Source organism: Gelidibacter salicanalis, from assembly GCF_007997285.1.
In the GTDB taxonomy this organism is placed as follows: Bacteria; Bacteroidota; Bacteroidia; order Flavobacteriales; family Flavobacteriaceae; genus Gelidibacter; species Gelidibacter salicanalis.
On record NZ_VORX01000002.1, the window covers coordinates 47,740 to 67,168 of the forward strand.

Sequence of the window (19,429 nt, forward strand, 5' to 3'; positions counted from 1 at the left end):
GGTCAAATCTACGGAATTAATTTTAATGATATTTCCATGGTGGTCCCTTTATTAACTTCGGAATGCAGCACTCTTATCTTACCCTCATGATAATCTTCAACTATCCGTTTGGCCAAGGAAAGTCCCAATCCCCAACCGCGTTTTTTACTCGTATACCCAGGTTCAAAAATCTTAGAATACAAGCTTTTAGGCAATCCTTTACCAGCATCTGTAACGGTAATTTTTACCTGTTTGTCGTGTTCAATAACTGAAACTCTTAACTTGCCTTTGCCTCGCATCGCATCAATCGCATTTTTTACTAAATTTTCTATGGTCCAGCTGTATAACTGCTGATTGAGAGCGACATAAATAGGATGTTCTGGCGCCACAATTTCAAAGGTGATCAAATTGCTAGACCGTGCTTTTAAATACTCGTAAGAGTCCACGGTTTCCTTAACTATATCCACCCGTATTAGCGTTGGTATTGAGCCTATCTTGCTGAATCGTTCTGTAATGGTTTGTAAGCGAGAAATGTCTTTTTCTATTTCTAAGAGATAAGACGGATTTACGTCTTCAGATCGTAAGATTTCCGTCCAACCCACTAGGGATGATAAGGGCGTGCCAATTTGGTGTGCGGTTTCCTTCGCCATACCCGTCCATAGCTTGTTTTGTTCTGCAATTTTCGAACTTCGATAAAAGAAATATACCACGGCAGCAAACAATACAATAATCAGTAATAAGGCTAAAGGATAGTATTTGAGCTTATTGATTAAGGGCGAGTTGCCATAATAAATAGTGTAATAGATTTCTTTGTCAAAATATACATCAATGGGTTTGTTTTCACTCTCAAATTCTTCGATGAGGTTTTTAACTGAAATAGAATCGTTTACTTTCTTTTTATCAATGTTTTTAAAAGTGCCTAAACTGCCATCTTTATTGATTGCCAACATCGGCGTAGTATGGTTACTTTCTAAAATTTTAAGGGTAAGCTCCACATTTTCATCAGTGTCTGATTTTAAGAGCTCTGACTGTGCAAAGGACCAGTTTTGCATTTTGATGCGTTCTTCAGCTTTGAAGTTTTGAAAGAAGATATAGGTGTTCCACAAAATTAAAGAAATGATGATAAAAGAAGAAGCTATAATAATCCACCGTAAAATATTTCGGTTCATAGTGTGAGACATCAATGCATTAATAGTTTTAAATATAGGTAAAGAAATTAGCAAATAATAAATCTTTCCAGCTATAATTTTAGTGTGCTAGTTATGTAATGCAATTATGTTGATATTATTGTTTGATTCTCTTTCTAATTCATTTTTATAGGTTTAACAATATGGTTACATTTGCATTTCAAAACAGTTTTTAAATGATAACATTTGATCCTAAAGACCTCTCTACAGGCAAGCTACATGGGTATTTGTTGAGTGCAGTGGCACCAAGACCTATAGCATTTGCAAGTACGGTTGATGAGGATGGGAATCCAAATTTGTCACCATTCAGTTTCTTTAATGTGTTTAGTGCCAATCCGCCAATTCTTATTTTTTCGCCGGCAAGACGGGTTAGGGATAACAGTGTAAAGCATACTTTAGAGAATGTGGAGGCAACACGGGAGGTGGTCATTAATGTAGTTAATTATGATTTGGTACACCAAGCCTCATTGAGTAGTACGGAGTACGAAAAGGATGTTAACGAATTTGAAAAGGCAGGTTTGACTATGCTGAAATCAGATGTGGTGAAACCATTTAGAGTGGCAGAATCTCCAATACAAATGGAGTGTAAAGTCAACGATATCATAAAATTGGGAACTGAAGCTGGTGCGGGTAATTTAGTGATTTGCGAGGTTGTTAAACTTCATATTTCTAAAGATGTTTTGGATGAAAATGATCTCATCAATCAGGAAAAATTAGATTTGGTAGCGAGAGCTGGAGGTAATTATTACAACCGTGCTAAAAATGGTTTTTTTGAAATACCAAAACCATTGAGAACATTAGGGATTGGCATTGATGCCATGCCCGATGAGATTAAAAATAGTATGATTTTTACGGGTAATGATTTGGGCATGCTGGGTAATGTGGAAACATTTCCGACGCCTGAAGAAATTAACGATTTTGTAGAAAATATTGAAGAGCATCACAGTAATATTAAAAATATGACGCATCGTGAAAAGCACAAAATGGCTCAGAATTATCTGAGTTATGGCGATGTTGACAGTGCGTGGAAATTGTTGTTATCTTAAGTTGGATACTAACAATAAGTTGTATAAATTAGAGTAGCGAATAGTAATTAGAATAGAAATAAAAAATAGTCAAATGGAAGTACAAGGAAAAATCAAAATGGTCGGAGAAACCCAAACTTTTGGAAGCAATGGGTTCAGAAAAAGAGAAGTGGTAGTGACTACAGAAGAACAATATCCTCAGCATATCATGGTAGAGTTCGTACAAGATAAGACAGATTTATTAAACAACTACCAAGTAGGTCAGAACGTAAAGGTGAGCATCAACTTGAGAGGTAGAGAATGGGTGAATCCACAAGGTGAAACCAAATATTTTAACTCTATCCAAGGATGGCGTATAGAAGGTGTGGTAGAAAGTGCTTCTGGTGGTGGTATGCCTCCGGCAGCTCCAGCTGAAGCATTTCAACCAGCTAACGATTTAAACGAGGATGATCACGACGATCTTCCGTTTTAAGTCAAACGAATAGCACACACTCAATTTTTAGCGTGACTAAATTGCGGTAAGTGAGCTTCATAAAAAACCTCAATGTTTCTAGCATTGAGGTTTTTTTGTAATATATTAGTTTTGATGCGATGATATGGTAGTACTTTCAAATACACTCGAGTTCCCAGACGTTTCCAAGGCAACTTCAGAAGGTCTTCTTGCCGTGGGTGGCGATCTTTCCATAGAGCGGCTTCTATTGGCCTATAAGAGCGGAATTTTTCCTTGGTTTGATGATGATGAGGTTATTTTATGGTGGTCGCCAAATCCTCGATTTGTCCTTTTTCCTGAGCACTTGAAAGTCTCCAAAAGCATGCGCCAATTTTTGCGCAACACTGATTTTAGCATCACCATAAACAAAGCTTTCCGGGAGGTGATTACAGAATGCTCTAACGCTTATAGAGTAGGGCAAGCTGGCACGTGGATTACGGAGGAGATGATTGTATCGTACACCAAACTGCACCAATTAGGCTATGCGACCTCTGTAGAAGTTTGGCAAAATGATCAATTGGTAGGCGGTTTGTATGGCATCGATTTGGGCAATGGCGTTTTTTGCGGCGAAAGTATGTTTGCTAAAGTGAGCAATGCCAGTAAGGCTGCATTCATCACTTTTATTCATAATACAAATTATAAGCTGATTGATTGCCAAGTGTACACCCAGCACCTGGAAAGTTTAGGGGCCGAAGAAATTGAACGAGATGCGTTTTTGAAGTATCTGTGAGATTACCTTAAAAACCATCTTGAAATTTCGGAGAACCCGAGTCACATTACTTCCTCATATCTAAAACATTTCACCTCATGATCATTGACCATTCCTATAGCCTGCATATAAGCGTACACTACTGTAGAGCCTACAAATTTGAAGCCGTGTTTTTTTAAATCCTTGCTGATAGTGTCACTTAGTACTGTAGTTGGAGGCGCTTCTTTATAATTATCAACGGCGTTTTTAAGGGGTTTTCCATCTAGAAATCCCCATAAATAATTAGAAAACGACCCATACTGTTCCTGAAGCTTCATAAAAGCTTGCGCATTGCTGATTGCAGAATGCACTTTCAACTTGTTTCTAATGATGCCGGCATCTTGCAGCAAATCATCAATTTTGTCCTGATTGTAGCGGGCAATTTTAGTATAATCGAAATTATCAAATGCAGTCCTAAAATGTTCACGCTTTTTCAAAATGGTTATCCAACTTAAACCTGCTTGAAAAGTTTCCAGAATCAAAAACTCAAAAAGAATGGCGTCATCTTTTACCGGAACCCCCCATTCTGTATCGTGATACTGTTCGTAAAGCGCATCCCCTTGACACCAGCCACACCTGTGTTTCTCCATTTTGTAAGGTATTAGGTTTAATACTACTAATGTAACAACAGTTACTTAAAATTAATCTTAAATACATTAAATTCGTATAAAATTATACTATGGATACACTTACACAGAATCTCTCGACACTACTAGAATTCGGAATTACCAATAGTATGCCTTACCCAGCGTATCGGGCCTTGATGGCTGAAATGGTTGCAACACATTCCACCACAGGATTGGATAAAAGCGAGAGTATGGTGGGCTACACAATTTTAAATGAGCAGCGTATGAAACGCTGGGATAAAACCTTAAAAGTGTCAGCGGACGCTCAGGAAAAGATTGCAAATTTCAAAGGAGATGTCACTTGGTTAGTGCTTACGGAGAGCTGGTGCGGCGATGCAGCCCACGTGATTCCGGTGATCAATAAAGTGGCAGAATTACATCCCAATATTGATTTAAAATTGGTATTGCGTGATGATAATGATGATTTGATGCAGCAGTTTTTGACCAACGGCGGGAAATCTATTCCTAAGTTAATCATGATAGATAATGTATCAGGAACTGTGATTGATACCTTTGGACCACGTCCAACCGGTGCAACCCAAATGATAGAAGATTATATGAAGGCACATGGCGCTATTACTGATGAGATTAAAGAAAATTTACAGGGATGGTACAATAAAGATAAAGGTCAGAATACAATTCAGGATTTATTAACCTTATTAGGTGTCGCCTAATTTCTGAATTTTTAATTTCTAGAATTATAAATAATGGAGTTTTTATTCTTTTGAAGGATGGAAACTCCTTTTTTAATGTTTAGAAACATTAGTGTCCGATAAAAATAAATAATAAATTAACAAACTCATTTAAAGCAAGGGACATTAGAAGATTTCCGAAATGAGACCTTGCATTTTAGAAACTGTTTCTACCGAGAGGGAATGTGCGATTTTAATTTAAATGATCGTTGTTTGTCAGTTAGTTGTAAACAAGTCTTAATTCTTTATTCTAACAGCGCAGCGGTCTTGATTCTTTATCGGACAACAATGGTTTAATAACTAATTCTTTCCTTTAAAATAATAAGTAATAGACCCTATTTGTTTGGTTTTAGAAGCATCTGGACTAAAGCGCGCCTCATTTGCATATTGTAAGGCACTATCAATTAAACATGCATTTTTGGATGTAGAGGAATTGTTGACGTAAGCGTCAGTGACTTCGCCAGAAGCATTTACAGTAATATTAATCACTACTTTGCCACTGTCTTCACATAAATATACAGGAGGTGGTAAATGTTTGTCCTTCCTATTTACTAAACTATAGGATACACTGCTATTTCTGTTTACAGAAGCATTATCCGCTATAGCGTTGCTAGCATTATTTCCGTTTGATTTAGCTGCAGCACGTTTTTTCGCAGACCGCAAAGCAATCACATTATTAATTTTACTGTAGGAGGAAAGTTCATTTTCGCTGACGGAATTGTCTTCAGTAGATGGTGTGTTATCTACATCGGTGACTTCTTCTGGCACCTCGGTATCTTCAGTTTCAGTTTGTTTGGAATTTTCATTGTGCTCATTAGAATTCATTGATCTGAAATTCTTCATCACCTCTTTAAAATCATTGGCCGAGTTGTAAGCCTTATTGGTTTCTGAACTATTGGCATCATTTAGAGCGATCTCTTCAAGAAGTTTTTGTTCTTCGGGCGTTGGAGGTGGCGGTAGTTCGTAATAGCTTTCAGCCATAACATTAGCTTGCTTTTTAATGCCAATGGCAAACATAGCCAGCACAAGTGTGCCACTAATGAGCGCGGTAATCAATAAAGCTTTATGTCGTTCTATAAGTTCCAAAAAAGAATAATTTTAATAATAAAGTTGCAGTGCACCAATATATACGTCAAAATAGGAAAAAAAGATCAAATATTAGAGTGTCTTCCTTAGCAAATGGTGCAACATAAGGCTTTCGTAATTGAAATCGACTGGTGATTCCTGCTTGACCCACATTCCTATTACTCGTCCATTCATAGATAACGTTCAATGGGGCGATACTATTTGACTGCAAAAATTATTCCGAAGGTAAAGCTTTGATAAAGTCTTCAACACTTACCGCTTGGGAAACCTCAAAATCGCCAATCTTGGTACGGCGTAAAGCCGACAAATGAGCACCAGAATTGAGCGCTTTTCCAAAATCGTTGGCCAAGGATCTGATGTAGGTGCCTTTGCTGCACACCGCTCTAAAATGTACTTCTAAATTATCTATATGCGTAATTTCGAACTCAGAAATATGCACTTGCCGCGATGGAATATCGACAGCTTCTCCCGCGCGTGCAAATTCGTAAAGCCGCTTGCCATCTTTTTTAAGGGCCGAGAATACTGGAGGAAATTGAGAAATTTCACCGATAAATTGTTGTGTAGCATCGTGGATTAATGATTCCGTGATGTGCGCTGTAGGATAGTTTTGATCGACTTCGGTTTCTAAATCATAAGAAGGCGTGGTGCTTCCTAAAACAATTGTTCCCGTATATTCTTTTATCTGGGCTTGAAAACTGTCAATGTTTTTGGTCATTTTGCCCGTGCAAATCACCAGTAGACCTGTTGCAAGCGGATCTAAAGTTCCCGCATGTCCTACTTTAATCTTTTTGATGTTAAACGCGCGACGTATCTCCCAGCGCAATTTGTTAACCACCTGAAAAGAGGTCCAATGTAAAGGTTTGTCAATGAGTAAAACTTGACCTATAAGATAGTCTTCGGCTGTCAAAATTAGTTGTTATAAAGTGAAAAGATAATCGCAATCAAACCAACTACGACACAGTAAATGGCAAAATAGGTTAATTTACTTTTCTTAACCAATTTAATCATCCAAGTACAAGCAAACAGTCCAGATACAAACGCCGCGATAAACCCGACTAAAAGTGGTAATGAACCTGAGCTCTCGTAAGAAATATCACCACTCAACGCATCCTTGGCCATCTTCCCTAATATTAAGGGTACCACCATCAAAAATGAAAAGCGTGCTGCCTTACTTTTATCGTTCCCTAAAATAACTGAGGTTGAAATGGTAGCACCAGAACGTGAAATCCCCGGTAGCATGGCAATAGCCTGTGAGATGCCAATAATAAATGCATTGCTGAAGGTTACTTTTTTGTCCGTGTCTTTCGCTTTATCGGCTAAAAATAAAAGCACTGCAGTAACTAATAACATGCAACCCACAAATAGAATATTATTTCCAAAAAGCGATTCTAATTCTTCTTCAAATAATAATCCAATCACAACTGCAGGAATCATGGAGAGGGCAATTTTAGCGGCAAATTGCATATCGTCATTCCATTCAAATTTCAGCATCCCTTGTAAGATGCTCCAAATATCTTTTCTAAAAACAACGATGGTACTTAAAGCTGTCGCGAAATGAAGTACTACTGTAAAAAGCAAACTTTCTTTAGGTTCAAAATTATCACCTAAAATAGCCTTTCCAATTTCTAAATGACCACTGGAAGATACGGGTAGAAATTCCGTAAGACCTTGTATAATGCCTAAAATTATAGCTTCTAATAAATCCATGATGTATTCGGGTTATATGTAAGGAAAATCCAAAATAGAGACTTCGGAATATGAAAAATTGTAGGGTTTAGGTATTTGGTGTGCTGTTCTTGTCCGGATTTAATAAAATGGCGTATATCTGAATACCAAAACCAATGAGGACTAACGTGGGTGCTAATCTGATGCGTCTCCAATTAAAAATTTCGGGATTGAAAACATTGGGATCGTCACTTCCACCACCTGACATCAATATGAAACCAAGAGCGATGATTCCCAAGCCAATCAGCATGAATTTATAATTCTTTCTTCCAAAAATAAAATTGTTGTTGGCGCTTTCTTTGCGTTTTTTTTCTCCCATGACAGTTGCAATACTAGTAAGGTGCAAATTAACGGTTTTATTTAAAACTTTTCGTTAATAGTATCTAAATACTTAGCTATTGCTCAGGCGTTACAAATTCATAAAACTGCCATGCCCGTCAGTTCGAGTGTTTTTAAAGAACGTGCCAGAGCACGTTTTTTAAAAATGTATCGAGAACCGAGTGCGTTCATAATTTTCTTGAGCACGTTTTTTAAAAATGTATCGAGAACCGAGTGCGTTCATAATTTTCTTGAGCACGTTTTTTAAAAATGTATCAAGAACCGAGTGCGTTCATAATTTTCTTGAGCACGTTTTTTAAAAATGTATAATGAGAACCTCGCGTTTTAATAAAGCCTACCTAAAAGATTCCATAAAGTCAGTCCAATCGCTGAAACATTGTAGAGGCGGCGATCACTATATTATTTGAAAAATGAAACAATCGTTTTTAATAATACAAAGCATCCGTTTTCAAGTTCAAGAAACGTTGCGTTGCAATAAAGGTGCTGATCCAGGTGATAAGAATTCCCAAAATGAAAATTGCCGCAAAGAATCCTCCAAGAAGGATGGGGTTAGATAATAATTGGAGTTCGGCAAAAGTTTGGTTGAGATAATACAAAACAATGCCCATTCCGATTAGAGCAATGATAGCACCTATAATTCCGAGTTGAACGCTTTTATAGATGAAAGGTCGGCGAATAAAAGATTTTGTCGCGCCTACCATTTGCATCGTTTTAATGATGAATCGCTTAGAATACACTGCAAGTCGGATGGAACTATTAATCAATAAAACGGCAATAAGTGTAAAAATCGCACTAATGACCAAAACCCAAAAAGTGATTTTTTTAACGTTGTCATTCATCAACTCTACCAAATCATTGTCATATCGAATTTCTTCAATAAATTTTTTTGTGGACAAGTCTTCGATGATTGAGGTTAAGGTTTCTGTCGTGACATAATCGGCTTTTAAATGCACATCAATAGAATTTTGCAGCGGATTATAGCCCACAAAATCCATAAAATCTTCACCAGTTTCAGCTTTCATTGATTCGGCAGCGGCTTCCTTCGAGACATATTCTGTACTTTTGGTGTATTCGGCCATGGCCAAACTTTTTTCGAGCTGATTGACTTCTACTTCTTTTGCAGAATCGTTTAAATAGATAGTCACAACCACTTGTTCTTTAAAATGATCCGCAACTTTTTTGGCGTTCAGGACCAAAAGTCCTAAACAGCCCAGTAAGAATAAAACCAAGGCAATACTAATTACCACAGAAAAGTAAGATGATATTAACTTGCGTTTCTGATACCTATCAAAAGATGTGCTCATACAATTTTTTAGTTGAAGTTGTAAAAATATAAAAGAATTCTGTTACCTTAAGGTTTACGGCATTTAAAATTTTAAAAGGACTCTGAATAGCTGATACTAAATGTCAATATCATCTTTTTAGAATCTTAACGCACCAATTCAGCACAATTAAAGATATCGAATAGCGTAAAATATTTATTTTTGCCGTTTTGTAATTTGAAAAAAACAATAAACGGTGATACTTTCAGTTACTAGATAAACACTTTTTTAACCAATTTAGTATGAAGAAAATAATGATTGTTGCGGTTATAGTGGTATTGAGTTGTTCACAATATGGCCATGCACAGGATATAAATTTTGGGGCAAAAGGTGGTTTGAATCTGGCTAACCTAAATGGCGCTATGGATAACAGAGGCAACATGGTAAATTTTCATGTAGGTGTTATGACGGAATTTGTCTTTAGAAGAGGTCTTTTTGGTATTCAACCTGAACTTTTGTATTCTAGACAAGGCGCGAATAGCGGTAGCGTTTACATCACAAGTTTAGATTATATTTCAGCACCCATAATGTTTAAGTTTTTTATTCTTGAAAAACTTAGTTTGGATATTGGTCCACAAACCTCTTTTCTTATCTACGATAAACACGAACATTCCGAGAAGCCTAATTTTAAAAAGGAAACTGGTGCCAATCCTATTGATTTTGGACTGAATATCGGAATTGGGTATAACCTCGATCGCTATTTATTTGCTCATATACGTTACAATCTTGGAATTAATACTGTTTACGGCGATTTCAAGAATAGTGTAGTTCAGTTTTCTTTAGGATATAAATTATAATTAAAACATTATAATTATAGAGCGTGCTGAAAATTCAGGACGCTTTTTTTTGTTTGAATAGTTGTACACTGTTTAATAGGCAGTATGAGCTCTAATTCTTAAATTTGCGCCTCTAAATTGGTGTAAGTTGCAGCCTTATCTGTGGATAAGTAAACTTTACGGTCAATGCATAATTGCAATCAATTTTAGAGACTTAGGTGTTTTCTATAATTCTCCGGAAAATGAATCAGTTAACACTAGTGATGAAAAATAAATTAAATACCTGTATCTGTAGGCGTTCATATGAATTACAACTTCAACGAGATAGAAAAGAAATGGCAAGACCATTGGGCTAAACAACAAACCTTTAAAGCCAAAAACACGAGTGATCTTCCAAAGTATTATGTGCTAGACATGTTTCCGTACCCAAGTGGAGCCGGTTTGCATGTGGGGCACCCATTAGGCTATATTGCGAGCGATATTTATGCGCGTTACAAGCGGCACAAAGGGTTTAATGTGTTGCATCCGCAAGGTTATGACAGCTTTGGGTTGCCAGCAGAACAATACGCAATTCAGACAGGGCAGCATCCTGCAGTTACTACTGAAGAGAATATTAAAACCTATCGTCGTCAACTCGATCAAATTGGATTTTCATTTGATTGGAGCCGAGAGGTGAGAACTTCAGATCCGTCGTATTATAAATGGACCCAATGGATTTTTATTCAGCTGTTTGAATCTTGGTACAACATTGATTCTAACAGAGCGGAATCTATTGATACCTTAATCTCTGTATTCACTGCTGAAGGGAATGCCAAGGTCAATGCGGTCTGCGATGATGCTATCAGCCTGTTTTCGGCGGCAGATTGGAATTCATTTTCATCAAAAGAACAACAAGAAATCCTTTTAAAATACCGTTTGACCTATTTAGCGGAAACTGAAGTTAACTGGTGTCCCGCTTTAGGAACTGTTTTGGCCAATGATGAAATTGTCAATGGCGTTTCAGAACGTGGCGGTCATGCCGTCATGCGAAAGAAAATGACCCAATGGAGCATGCGTATTTCTGCTTATGCGGAGCGCTTACTAAAAGGTTTAGATCAGATTGACTGGACAGATTCCTTAAAAGAGAGCCAACGCAATTGGATAGGGAAATCTGTGGGAGCTACTGTAAAGTTTAAGGTTATTCCTAATGACACCGCGAGCGTTGAGGGGGAATTACATCAAATTCCAGTATTTACAACCCGACCGGACACCATTTTTGGAGTCAGTTTTATGACCTTGGCACCAGAGCATGATTTGGTTTCGCAAATTACTACGGACGACCACAAAGCGGAAGTAGAAGCCTATATCAAAGCTACAGCAAAACGTAGTGAACGCGATCGGATAGCTGATGTTAAAACCATTACAGGAGCGTTTACCGGAGCATATGCAGAGCATCCCTTTACAAAAGAACCAATTCCCGTATGGATTGGCGATTATGTGTTAGCTGGCTACGGAACAGGTGCAGTTATGTCAGTACCATGTGGTGATCAGCGAGACTACGACTTTGCAAAACATTTTAATATTCCGATACCTAATATTTTTGAAGGCATTGACATTTCTGAAGAAGCCTATGGCGCGAAGGACAACGTCATCATCGCTAATTCTGATTTTTTGAACGGATTGTCGTATAAAGAAGCCACTAAGAAAGCTATTGTAGCGCTTGAGAAATTAGAGCAAGGGGAAGGAAAAACCAACTACCGATTACGTGGTGCTGTATTTTCACGTCAGCGATATTGGGGAGAACCATTCCCAGTGTATTACGTTAACGACATGCCGCAAATGATTGCTAAAGAACATTTGCCGATTCGTTTGCCAGAAATAGAAAAATACTTGCCCACTGAAACAGGGGAGCCGCCGTTAGGTCGCGCTGATGTTTGGGCGTGGTGCACAGAAACCAACACTGTTGTTGCCAATACTAAAGTAAACAACACAACGATTTTTCCGTTGGAGTTGAACACGATGCCAGGTTGGGCAGGAAGTTCTTGGTATTTCTTCAGATATATGGATGCTCAAAACGATGCCGTTTTTGCAAGTGAAAATGCCTTAAACTATTGGGAAAGTGTTGATTTATATATTGGAGGAAGTGAGCACGCTACTGGCCATTTATTATATTCTCGTTTTTGGGTAAAATTCTTAAAAGACAGAGGGTTTGTCAAAATTGAAGAGCCTTTTAAAAAGCTAATCAATCAGGGGATGATTTTGGGGACGAGCGCTTTTATGTATCGATTGAGCTACATTTATATTAATGAATCTGAGATAGATGAAACAGGAACTGAATTTTTATTTAAATTAAAGAATATTTATATATCAAGTTCAGAATCTCTTAACAATAATGAGTTTCAATCAAATATCGATTATTTAGGAAAGTTAAAGAGTACACTCAAAGAAATTGCTGGATTATCGAATAACAATAATTTAGAAGACTTAACCATTATTCCTTTACCAATTCATGTGAAGGTACAATATGTAAACGCATCAAATGAATTAGACATCCCGGGCTTAAAAAATGACAGTGAATTTGGTGAAGATTATAAAAACGCCATTTTTATTAGTGATGATGGAGGAATTATTTCTTTAGATGGCGATTCATCTGACGTATTTAAAGTCTCTCGCGAAGTCGAAAAAATGTCCAAATCTAAATATAACGTGGTCAATCCAGATCAGATTGTAACCGATTATGGAGCGGATAGTCTGCGGTTATATGAGATGTTCCTGGGGCCATTAGAACAAGCAAAACCTTGGAATACTGCCGGCATTACCGGCGTACATGGGTTTCTGAAAAAACTATGGAAATTGTATATGGGCGAAGATGGCTTAAATATTACTGAGGCTACACCAACCAAAGACAATCTTAAGACCCTTCATAAAACCATTAAAAAAGTTGAGGAAGACATCGAAAGTTTTTCGTTCAACACTTCTGTTTCAACCTTTATGATTGCGGTAAATGAATTAATCGCTCAGAAATGCACAAGTAAGGAAATATTAGAACCATTTTTAGTGTTATTATCACCTTATGCGCCGCATATTACGGAGGAGTTATGGCATCAATTAGGACATCAGCATTCGATTTCTACCACACCTTTTCCAGAATTTGATGCTCAGCATTTGGTAGAAAGCAGTAAAAATTATCCCATTTCATTCAATGGAAAAATGAAATTCACTTTAGAGTTGCCCATGGAGATGCAAAAAGAGGATATCGAAAAAACCGTCATGGCCCATGAAAAAACGATTGCACATTTAGAGGGTAGAACTCCTAAAAAAGTAATCATCATTCCTGGAAAAATCGTGAATATTGTAGGTTAAAAAGCTTTTAAATTCTGGTCTTTTTCAAGAGGGAGTGGCTTCTGTTTTAGTATAAAAAACGGAAGCCGAGGTAGTTGGAATCCGAAACCAAAGTGCTTTCAAGCATCTAAATAAATAGCTTTATTTTTTTTCTGAAATAAGCTCAATATTTAAAAAATAACTGACAAAATTTCCGCAAGGGAAATTGGCGTACTTTTTGTTATCTTTAATTTAAATTTTAAAAAAAAATACTATGGGAGGAATAGGCATGGGGTATTGGATTTTGATTGGTGCAATCGCACTTATCAGCTGGTTGGTTAGCAATCAATTAAAAAAGAAATTCAAAAAATACTCGCAAGTTCAATTGAGAAATGGAATGAGCGGAAAAGAAATTGCTGAAAAAATGCTGGCTGACAATGGCATTACCGATGTGGAGGTTATCTCTGTAAAAGGACAACTTACGGATCATTACAATCCAGCTAATAAAACGGTTAATTTAAGTGAATCCGTATATATGCAGCGTAATGCGGCCGCGGCTGCTGTAGCTGCCCACGAATGTGGTCACGCAGTGCAGCATGCTGAAGCGTACAGCGCTTTAAAATTGCGTTCGGCATTGGTGCCAGTGGTGAGTGTAACTTCTGGGTTATCCCAGTGGTTGGTCATTGGTGGATTAGTGCTTGGTGCAGCTGCGGGTGCTGGTTTTGGTTATTATATCGCTATTGCCGGATTGGTGTTTATGAGCTTCGCAACGCTGTTCAGTTTTATCACCTTACCTGTAGAGTATGATGCAAGTAACAGAGCCTTGGCCTGGTTAAAAGGCAAAAACATGTTGACTCCAGAAGAGTATGCAGGGTCTGAAGATGCGCTTAAATGGGCTGCGAGAACTTATTTGGTTGCTGCCATTGGTGCTCTAGCATCATTGTTATATTGGGCAATGCAAGTTTTTGGAGGCAGAGACTAATCATTTCATACCATTATACATTTAAACCGGACACTCACTTTGTTGTTCGGTTTATTTTTTTGCCTATTTTTATCTCAATACAAACTTAACTTTTTAACTTATGGAACAACAGTCTTCTGAAACCAATTTGAGTCATTTGGATGCCAAATTATTGGTGCACACTTCTGATGCTGAACGGGTGGCCTTCTATAAAAAGACCTATGCACACGTAGCAGTTGGTGTTCTGGTTTTTATCATTTTTGAATATTTATTGTTGCAGAGTGAGACGGTAGTCAATTTTGCACTTTCTATGACTGAAGGTTACAAGTGGTTAATCATGTTAGGAGGTTTTATGTTTATCACCAGTTATGCTGAACGAATGACCATGAAATCTACGGACAAGAATAAGCAATATTTGGCCTTCGGACTCTATATTTTGGCGCAAGCCTTTATCTTTGTGCCCTTAATTTATATTGCCGCCTTTTATATGGACTCTGGTCCGGAGATTTTAAATCAGGCCGCTATTGTTACCTTAGCGTTATTTACGGGTTTATCTGCAGTTGTATTTGTGACTAAAAAAGATTTCTCATTTTTAAGAACAGGATTAACCGTCGGTTTCTTTATAGCCCTGGGACTAATTGTGGCGGGAATTTTATTTGGTTTCAATCTCGGATTGTGGTTTTCAGTAGGGATGTGTCTTCTGGCCGGTGGATCGATTCTATACCAAACTTCCAATTTAGTAAACAAGTACTCTACTGACGACTATATTCCTGCGGCATTAGGATTGTTTGCATCTTTAATGTTATTATTTTGGTATGTGCTTCAAATCTTTATGTCGAGAGATTAATTTGTTAATATAATGTCTATAAAAAAGAATGTGTCTCAATAGTTGTGCAACCTATCTGAGAGTTGAATATTTGAGAACTATTCTCGAACAGCTGTCCGAGACATGAATATAAAAAAAGCCGTTTCAATTAGTTTTGAGACGGCTTCTTTTCATTTATAGAAGTTACTATATCTGAATCTGTCGGTCAATTTGCTGATTTAAGGAAATAAACGTTTCTGTTCTTGAGACACCTGCAATAGATTGAATTTCCTTATTGAGCAAATGCATTAGATGTTCATTGTCTTTACATAGAATTTTAATTAGAATACTCCAATTTCCGGTAGTGTAATGGCATTCTAAAACTTCCGGAATTTTTTGTAATTGTTTTACCGCTTCAGGATTGCTCATGGCCTTATCTAGGTATATACCAACAAAAGCCATGGTAGTATAACCTAATACCTTTGGATTGATCACGAATTTTGATCCTGAGATCAATCCAGATTTTTCCAATTTTCTCAGGCGTTGATGAATAGCGGCACCAGAAATCCCCACGCTTCGCGCTATTTCCAAAATGGGTGTTCGCGCATCTTCCATTAAGGCCCGAAGGATCTTTTTATCAATCCCGTCAATTTGTATGTTTTGATTGACTATTTTCATGTCGATTATTCCCCACTGACGGGAATTTATTTACTTAATTAATGGGAGGTTGCAATCGCAATTTTTGGACCCTAAACATTTAATGGATTGTAACCCAAATATGGGACTTCTTTTTCAGTAAACTTGATGTCGAATGCTTCCAATTCTGAAAGGATCGGACCATAAACTTCTTTGGTGATTGGGATTTGGACACCAGGAGTGACAATCTTTCCATTTAAGATCGCCAAGGTGGCCATAGCAACCGGCAATCCCACGGTCTTAGCCATTGCGGTATAGGTCATATCTTCGCCTAAGGCTACCATAGTGGAATCAATTTGATGCATCTTGCCTTCTAATTCGTAGCCAAACTTGTGGTACATAACCAACATGTCCTTATCATGATCATGAAGCATCCAGCTGTCCATTAATATTTTTTGCAGGATTTCGGCAGGAGTAGCTTTTTTAAGGCCCACCATTTTGTTGCGATTAAAAATGTCCAACTCTTCAAATTTTTCCCAAATAATATCATCTTGATCAATTTTAAGGGACAATCTAAATTTCAATTCTACGGAATCTGTAGTGCTATATGGTAAAAATGCATTTACAAAGTCACGGTAGCTCATGTTTTCACTATCATCTATCGTGTAACTATCATCAGTCATGCCTAATTGCACAAAAACATTCCATGCTCTACTAAAACCAACGCGTCGCATGGTGCCTCTGTATAAGGTTTTTATGTGGTCTAATCCATAAACACTTTGGTACTTTAACGAATCTCTATTGGCATACGCCTCAAATCGGCCGTAGCCATCAACGTCTAAAAATTCAGTTCTTCTAAACAAGCGGTGGTAAGGAATGTATTTATAATTGCCTTCTTGAATAAATTTTGCAGCACTTCCTTGTCCGGCAACCACCACATTTCGCGGGTTCCAAGTAAATTTATAGTTCCATAGATTATTATCGCTTTCTGGCGCAACCAATCCACCCGCAAATGATTCAAATAATACCATTTTTCCGCCTTTAGCCCTAATACTATCAATAACCTTCATGGCGCTCATATGATCAATACCAGGATCTACCCCAATTTCATTCATAAACACCAAGCCTTTATTTTTAGCCGCTTGGTCAAGGTCTTCCATTTCCTTGCTGACGTAAGAAGCGGTAACCATATTTTTGCCGTACGTAATACAATCTTTAGCCACTTCAATGTGATATCTTGCCGGCAGCATAGATATTACAATGTCGGCATTTTCAATAGCACTCTGTCGGGATTGCTTATCAAAAACATCTAAGTTAATGGCATGGGCATGCTCGTGATTATTGATGAGTTTGTTTGCATTTTGGAGATTGATGTCTCCTATTATAATATGTAGATTTTCAGATTCTGATTTTTCTAATAAATATTTGATGAGGTATGAAGAAGATTTTCCTGAACCTATGACTAAAATTTTTCGCATAATGGGAATTCTTGAGTAGTTTTGTGTTTATTAACTACGAATTTACTAAATAACTCTTGGTTATTGAAGGCATAATTTAATTATATGAACAGAACAATTTTAATAACAGCTGCTGCTTTGGGGATCATTGCCATAGCACTGGGCGCCTTTGGGGCACACGGTTTAAAGCAATTGATTTCAGTTGAGGCGCAACAAACTTTTGAAACGGGAGTGCGCTACCAAATGTACCATGCTTTATTATTGTTATTTGTTGGTTCTACTACGCTTATAAAAGCGAAATCTAAAACCATAATTTATTATCTGGTTGTAGTGGGCGTATTGTTTTTCTCTGGATCTATCTATGGCCTGGCGACGATGGATGTTACAAATATCAACTTTAAAAGCATTGGATTTATTACCCCATTAGGTGGTTTATTATTGCTGACGGCTTGGGTAATAATGATGGTAGGATTTTTTAAGGAAAAACGTTATAATTCTTAAAAAGAAGTGCATACTTTAAAATAATTGCTAATTTTGTAGCCACAAACAACACAATATTATTATGGCCAATAACACCCAAACTACGAAATCGATTTCGTTAGATGATTACGGTATTAAAAATGCCGAAGTACATTACCAATTACATCCAGATCGTCTTCATGACATTGCTATTGCCAAAGGGCATGGCGTTGAAGCCTCTTCTGGCGCGTTGGCAGTCAACACCGGAGAATTTACAGGACGGTCGCCTCAGGATCGATTTATTGTAAAGGATGAGGTTACTAAAGACCGTGTATGGTGGGGAAATGTAAATATTGCATTTGATCCGGACGACTTTCAGAAATTGTACGATAAGGTGACGGAGTATCTGTCAGGGAAAGAGCTTTTTGTAAGGGATAGTTACGCTTGCGCGGACGAAAATTACAAATTAAATATTAGGGTAATTACAGAATATGCTTGGAGTAACCAGTTTGCATATAATATGTTTTTACGTCCAACCGAAAAAGAGTTGGAAAACTTTACACCAGAGTGGACTATTGTCAATGCTCCTGGATTTATGGCTGATCCTAAAGTGGATAAAACACGCCAACACAACTTTGCAATCCTTGATTTTACCAGAAAAATAGCCTTAATCGGCGGTACCGGTTATACAGGCGAAATTAAAAAAGGAATTTTTTCTGCGTTAAATTTTATTTTGCCTGTATTTAAAAACACCTTGCCAATGCACTGCAGTGCGAATATTGGTAAAGATGATGATACAGCTATTTTCTTCGGATTATCGGGTACAGGAAAAACCACCTTATCTGCAGATCCAGGCAGACGTCTTATTGGAGACGATGAACATGGCTGGACAAAAGAAAACACGGTCTTTAATTTTGAAGGAGGCTGTTATGCTAAAGTCATCAACCTTTGTGAAGAGAACGAACCAGATATTTTTAAAGCCATCAAAAAAGGTGCAATTTTAGAGAACGTTATCTTGCATGCAGACGGAAAAGTTGATTTTGACGATGTTTCTATCACCCAAAACACCCGTGTCAGTTACCCGTTAGATCATATTGAGAATACCGTTATGCCATCCATTGGCGACAATCCTAAAAATATTTTCTTTTTAACAGCAGATGCTTTTGGTGTTTTGCCTCCAATTTCTAAATTGACTCCAAGTCAGGCAGCCTACCATTTTATTTCTGGCTATACTGCTAAAGTTGCGGGTACGGAAGCTGGAGTTGTTGAACCTACACCAAATTTCTCAGCGTGTTTTGGCGCGCCATTTATGCCATTACATCCAGCAAAATATGCTGAAATGTTGAGTAGTAAAATACAGGATACAGGTGTTAATGTTTGGTTAGTAAATACCGGTTGGACTGGTGGGCCTTACGGTGTAGGGACACGTATGAAATTGAAATATACCCGAGCAATGATCAATGCGGTATTAAACGGTGATTTAAAAGATTATACGTATGAAGATTATCATATCCATTCCGTGTTTGGAGTAGCACAACCAAGATCCTGTCCGGGCGTTCCAACAGAAGTCTTGAGTCCAAGAACAACATGGAATGATGATCAGGCTTACTATACTACAGCTTTTAAACTAGCGAATTCGTTCCGAGAAAACTTTAAGAAATTTGAAAGTTTTGCGAGTGAAGAAATTAGAAGAGGTGGCCCACAACGTTACGCGTTTTAAAAACTTAGTTTAGGTATCATTAGTGTGCGGTAAATATATATTAATTAACAAGCTCCTTTAGATCAAGAGACATTAGTAGATTCGAAATGATATTTT

At 37.5% G+C, this 19,429-nt stretch carries 19 protein-coding genes; 10 read left to right on the forward strand and 9 right to left on the reverse strand.

The features are described 5' to 3' along the window. Window positions 1-8: 8 nt before the first annotated feature. On the reverse strand, window positions 9-1,160 hold the full coding sequence (locus ES711_RS03435; protein ID WP_146890044.1) for a sensor histidine kinase: 1,152 nt from the start codon (window positions 1,158-1,160) through the stop codon (window positions 9-11). A gap of 182 nt (window positions 1,161-1,342) precedes the next feature. Between ES711_RS03435 and ES711_RS03440 the strand changes: the two genes are divergently transcribed. The 3 genes from ES711_RS03440 to aat all read left to right on the forward strand — a co-directional run bounded on the left by ES711_RS03440 (window position 1,343) and on the right by aat (window position 3,411). Then, a complete protein-coding gene (locus ES711_RS03440; RefSeq protein WP_146890047.1) occupies window positions 1,343-2,212 on the forward strand; it encodes a flavin reductase family protein in 870 nt (289 codons plus the stop codon). A 73-nt stretch (window positions 2,213-2,285) separates the two neighbouring features. Then, window positions 2,286-2,663, forward strand: coding sequence for a DUF3127 domain-containing protein (locus ES711_RS03445; protein WP_146890050.1), 378 nt, complete (start codon window positions 2,286-2,288; stop codon window positions 2,661-2,663). 124 nt (window positions 2,664-2,787) lie between these two features. Then, window positions 2,788-3,411: a leucyl/phenylalanyl-tRNA--protein transferase gene (gene aat / locus ES711_RS03450; protein ID WP_146890053.1), complete on the forward strand. Its 624-nt coding sequence runs from the start codon at window positions 2,788-2,790 to the stop codon at window positions 3,409-3,411. A gap of 41 nt (window positions 3,412-3,452) precedes the next feature. Here aat and ES711_RS03455 read toward each other — a convergent pair whose 3' ends face one another. After that, window positions 3,453-4,019 carry a DNA-3-methyladenine glycosylase I gene (locus tag ES711_RS03455; RefSeq protein WP_146890056.1) on the reverse strand — a complete coding sequence of 189 codons (567 nt, stop codon included), beginning with the start codon at window positions 4,017-4,019 and terminating at the stop codon, window positions 3,453-3,455. Between the two features lie 89 nt (window positions 4,020-4,108). Between ES711_RS03455 and ES711_RS03460 the strand changes: the two genes are divergently transcribed. Beyond that, entirely contained in the window at window positions 4,109-4,729 is a 621-nt protein-coding gene (locus ES711_RS03460; RefSeq protein ID WP_146890059.1) for a thioredoxin family protein, read from the forward strand. A gap of 318 nt (window positions 4,730-5,047) precedes the next feature. On the opposite strand, the gene ES711_RS03465 is transcribed toward ES711_RS03460, so the two are convergent. The 5 genes from ES711_RS03465 to ES711_RS03485 all read right to left on the reverse strand — a co-directional run bounded on the left by ES711_RS03465 (window position 5,048) and on the right by ES711_RS03485 (window position 9,201). Next, window positions 5,048-5,833: an energy transducer TonB family protein gene (locus ES711_RS03465; RefSeq protein ID WP_246139111.1), complete on the reverse strand. Its 786-nt coding sequence runs from the start codon at window positions 5,831-5,833 to the stop codon at window positions 5,048-5,050. 214 nt (window positions 5,834-6,047) lie between these two features. Further along, window positions 6,048-6,740, reverse strand: coding sequence for a tRNA pseudouridine(55) synthase TruB (gene truB / locus ES711_RS03470; protein WP_146890062.1), 693 nt, complete (start codon window positions 6,738-6,740; stop codon window positions 6,048-6,050). Window positions 6,741-6,742: 2 nt separating this feature from the next. Continuing rightward, window positions 6,743-7,540 carry an undecaprenyl-diphosphatase UppP gene (gene uppP / locus ES711_RS03475; RefSeq protein WP_146890066.1) on the reverse strand — a complete coding sequence of 266 codons (798 nt, stop codon included), beginning with the start codon at window positions 7,538-7,540 and terminating at the stop codon, window positions 6,743-6,745. A gap of 67 nt (window positions 7,541-7,607) precedes the next feature. Next, a complete protein-coding gene (locus tag ES711_RS03480) occupies window positions 7,608-7,877 on the reverse strand; it encodes a DUF3098 domain-containing protein (RefSeq protein WP_146890069.1) in 270 nt (89 codons plus the stop codon). 445 nt (window positions 7,878-8,322) lie between these two features. Further along, window positions 8,323-9,201, reverse strand: coding sequence for a cell division protein FtsX (locus ES711_RS03485; protein WP_146890072.1), 879 nt, complete (start codon window positions 9,199-9,201; stop codon window positions 8,323-8,325). 260 nt (window positions 9,202-9,461) lie between these two features. On the opposite strand from ES711_RS03485, the gene ES711_RS03490 reads away from it, so the two are divergent. The 4 genes from ES711_RS03490 (at window position 9,462) to ES711_RS03505 (ending at window position 15,103) form a co-directional block, all read left to right on the forward strand. Further along, window positions 9,462-10,016 carry a porin family protein gene (locus ES711_RS03490; RefSeq protein ID WP_146890075.1) on the forward strand — a complete coding sequence of 185 codons (555 nt, stop codon included), beginning with the start codon at window positions 9,462-9,464 and terminating at the stop codon, window positions 10,014-10,016. A gap of 282 nt (window positions 10,017-10,298) precedes the next feature. Further along, window positions 10,299-13,337, forward strand: a complete 3,039-nt coding sequence (locus ES711_RS03495; protein WP_146890077.1) for a leucine--tRNA ligase — start codon at window positions 10,299-10,301, stop codon at window positions 13,335-13,337. A gap of 232 nt (window positions 13,338-13,569) precedes the next feature. Further along, the gene (locus ES711_RS03500; RefSeq protein ID WP_246139112.1) at window positions 13,570-14,277 is read left to right on the forward strand and encodes a zinc metallopeptidase; all 708 of its coding nucleotides are present in this window, start codon (window positions 13,570-13,572) and stop codon (window positions 14,275-14,277) included. A gap of 100 nt (window positions 14,278-14,377) precedes the next feature. After that, the gene (locus ES711_RS03505; protein WP_146890080.1) at window positions 14,378-15,103 is read left to right on the forward strand and encodes a Bax inhibitor-1/YccA family protein; all 726 of its coding nucleotides are present in this window, start codon (window positions 14,378-14,380) and stop codon (window positions 15,101-15,103) included. Window positions 15,104-15,268: 165 nt separating this feature from the next. Here the strand turns inward: ES711_RS03505 and ES711_RS03510 are convergent, their stop codons facing one another. After that, window positions 15,269-15,739 (reverse strand): Lrp/AsnC family transcriptional regulator, encoded by a 471-nt coding sequence (locus tag ES711_RS03510; protein WP_146890082.1) that lies wholly within the window; start codon window positions 15,737-15,739, stop codon window positions 15,269-15,271. A gap of 71 nt (window positions 15,740-15,810) precedes the next feature. Beyond that, on the reverse strand, window positions 15,811-17,175 hold the full coding sequence (locus ES711_RS03515) for a saccharopine dehydrogenase family protein (RefSeq protein ID WP_146890085.1): 1,365 nt from the start codon (window positions 17,173-17,175) through the stop codon (window positions 15,811-15,813). Between the two features lie 84 nt (window positions 17,176-17,259). Here ES711_RS03515 and ES711_RS03520 point away from each other — a divergent pair, with 84 nt between their 5' ends. Beyond that, the gene (locus tag ES711_RS03520; protein ID WP_146890088.1) at window positions 17,260-17,655 is read left to right on the forward strand and encodes a DUF423 domain-containing protein; all 396 of its coding nucleotides are present in this window, start codon (window positions 17,260-17,262) and stop codon (window positions 17,653-17,655) included. Window positions 17,656-17,716: 61 nt separating this feature from the next. Further along, window positions 17,717-19,333, forward strand: coding sequence for a phosphoenolpyruvate carboxykinase (ATP) (gene pckA, locus ES711_RS03525; RefSeq protein WP_146890091.1), 1,617 nt, complete (start codon window positions 17,717-17,719; stop codon window positions 19,331-19,333). The last annotated feature ends 96 nt before the right edge of the window (window positions 19,334-19,429 follow it).

Excerpts from the sequence above, each read along its gene's own strand:
- ES711_RS03435 (WP_146890044.1), bottom strand. The coding sequence starts at position 1,160 with ATGTCTCACACTATGAACCGAAATATTTTACGGTGGATTATTATAGCT.
- ES711_RS03440 (WP_146890047.1), top strand. The coding sequence starts at position 1,343 with ATGATAACATTTGATCCTAAAGACCTCTCTACAGGCAAGCTACATGGG.
- ES711_RS03445 (WP_146890050.1), top strand. The coding sequence starts at position 2,286 with ATGGAAGTACAAGGAAAAATCAAAATGGTCGGAGAAACCCAAACTTTT.
- aat (WP_146890053.1), top strand. The coding sequence starts at position 2,788 with ATGGTAGTACTTTCAAATACACTCGAGTTCCCAGACGTTTCCAAGGCA.
- ES711_RS03455 (WP_146890056.1), bottom strand. The coding sequence starts at position 4,019 with ATGGAGAAACACAGGTGTGGCTGGTGTCAAGGGGATGCGCTTTACGAA.
- ES711_RS03460 (WP_146890059.1), top strand. The coding sequence starts at position 4,109 with ATGGATACACTTACACAGAATCTCTCGACACTACTAGAATTCGGAATT.
- uppP (WP_146890066.1), bottom strand. The coding sequence starts at position 7,540 with ATGGATTTATTAGAAGCTATAATTTTAGGCATTATACAAGGTCTTACG.
- ES711_RS03480 (WP_146890069.1), bottom strand. The coding sequence starts at position 7,877 with ATGGGAGAAAAAAAACGCAAAGAAAGCGCCAACAACAATTTTATTTTT.
- ES711_RS03485 (WP_146890072.1), bottom strand. The coding sequence starts at position 9,201 with ATGAGCACATCTTTTGATAGGTATCAGAAACGCAAGTTAATATCATCT.
- ES711_RS03490 (WP_146890075.1), top strand. The coding sequence starts at position 9,462 with ATGAAGAAAATAATGATTGTTGCGGTTATAGTGGTATTGAGTTGTTCA.
- ES711_RS03495 (WP_146890077.1), top strand. The coding sequence starts at position 10,299 with ATGAATTACAACTTCAACGAGATAGAAAAGAAATGGCAAGACCATTGG.
- ES711_RS03500 (WP_246139112.1), top strand. The coding sequence starts at position 13,570 with ATGGGAGGAATAGGCATGGGGTATTGGATTTTGATTGGTGCAATCGCA.
- ES711_RS03505 (WP_146890080.1), top strand. The coding sequence starts at position 14,378 with ATGGAACAACAGTCTTCTGAAACCAATTTGAGTCATTTGGATGCCAAA.
- ES711_RS03510 (WP_146890082.1), bottom strand. The coding sequence starts at position 15,739 with ATGAAAATAGTCAATCAAAACATACAAATTGACGGGATTGATAAAAAG.
- ES711_RS03515 (WP_146890085.1), bottom strand. The coding sequence starts at position 17,175 with ATGCGAAAAATTTTAGTCATAGGTTCAGGAAAATCTTCTTCATACCTC.
- ES711_RS03520 (WP_146890088.1), top strand. The coding sequence starts at position 17,260 with ATGAACAGAACAATTTTAATAACAGCTGCTGCTTTGGGGATCATTGCC.
- pckA (WP_146890091.1), top strand. The coding sequence starts at position 17,717 with ATGGCCAATAACACCCAAACTACGAAATCGATTTCGTTAGATGATTAC.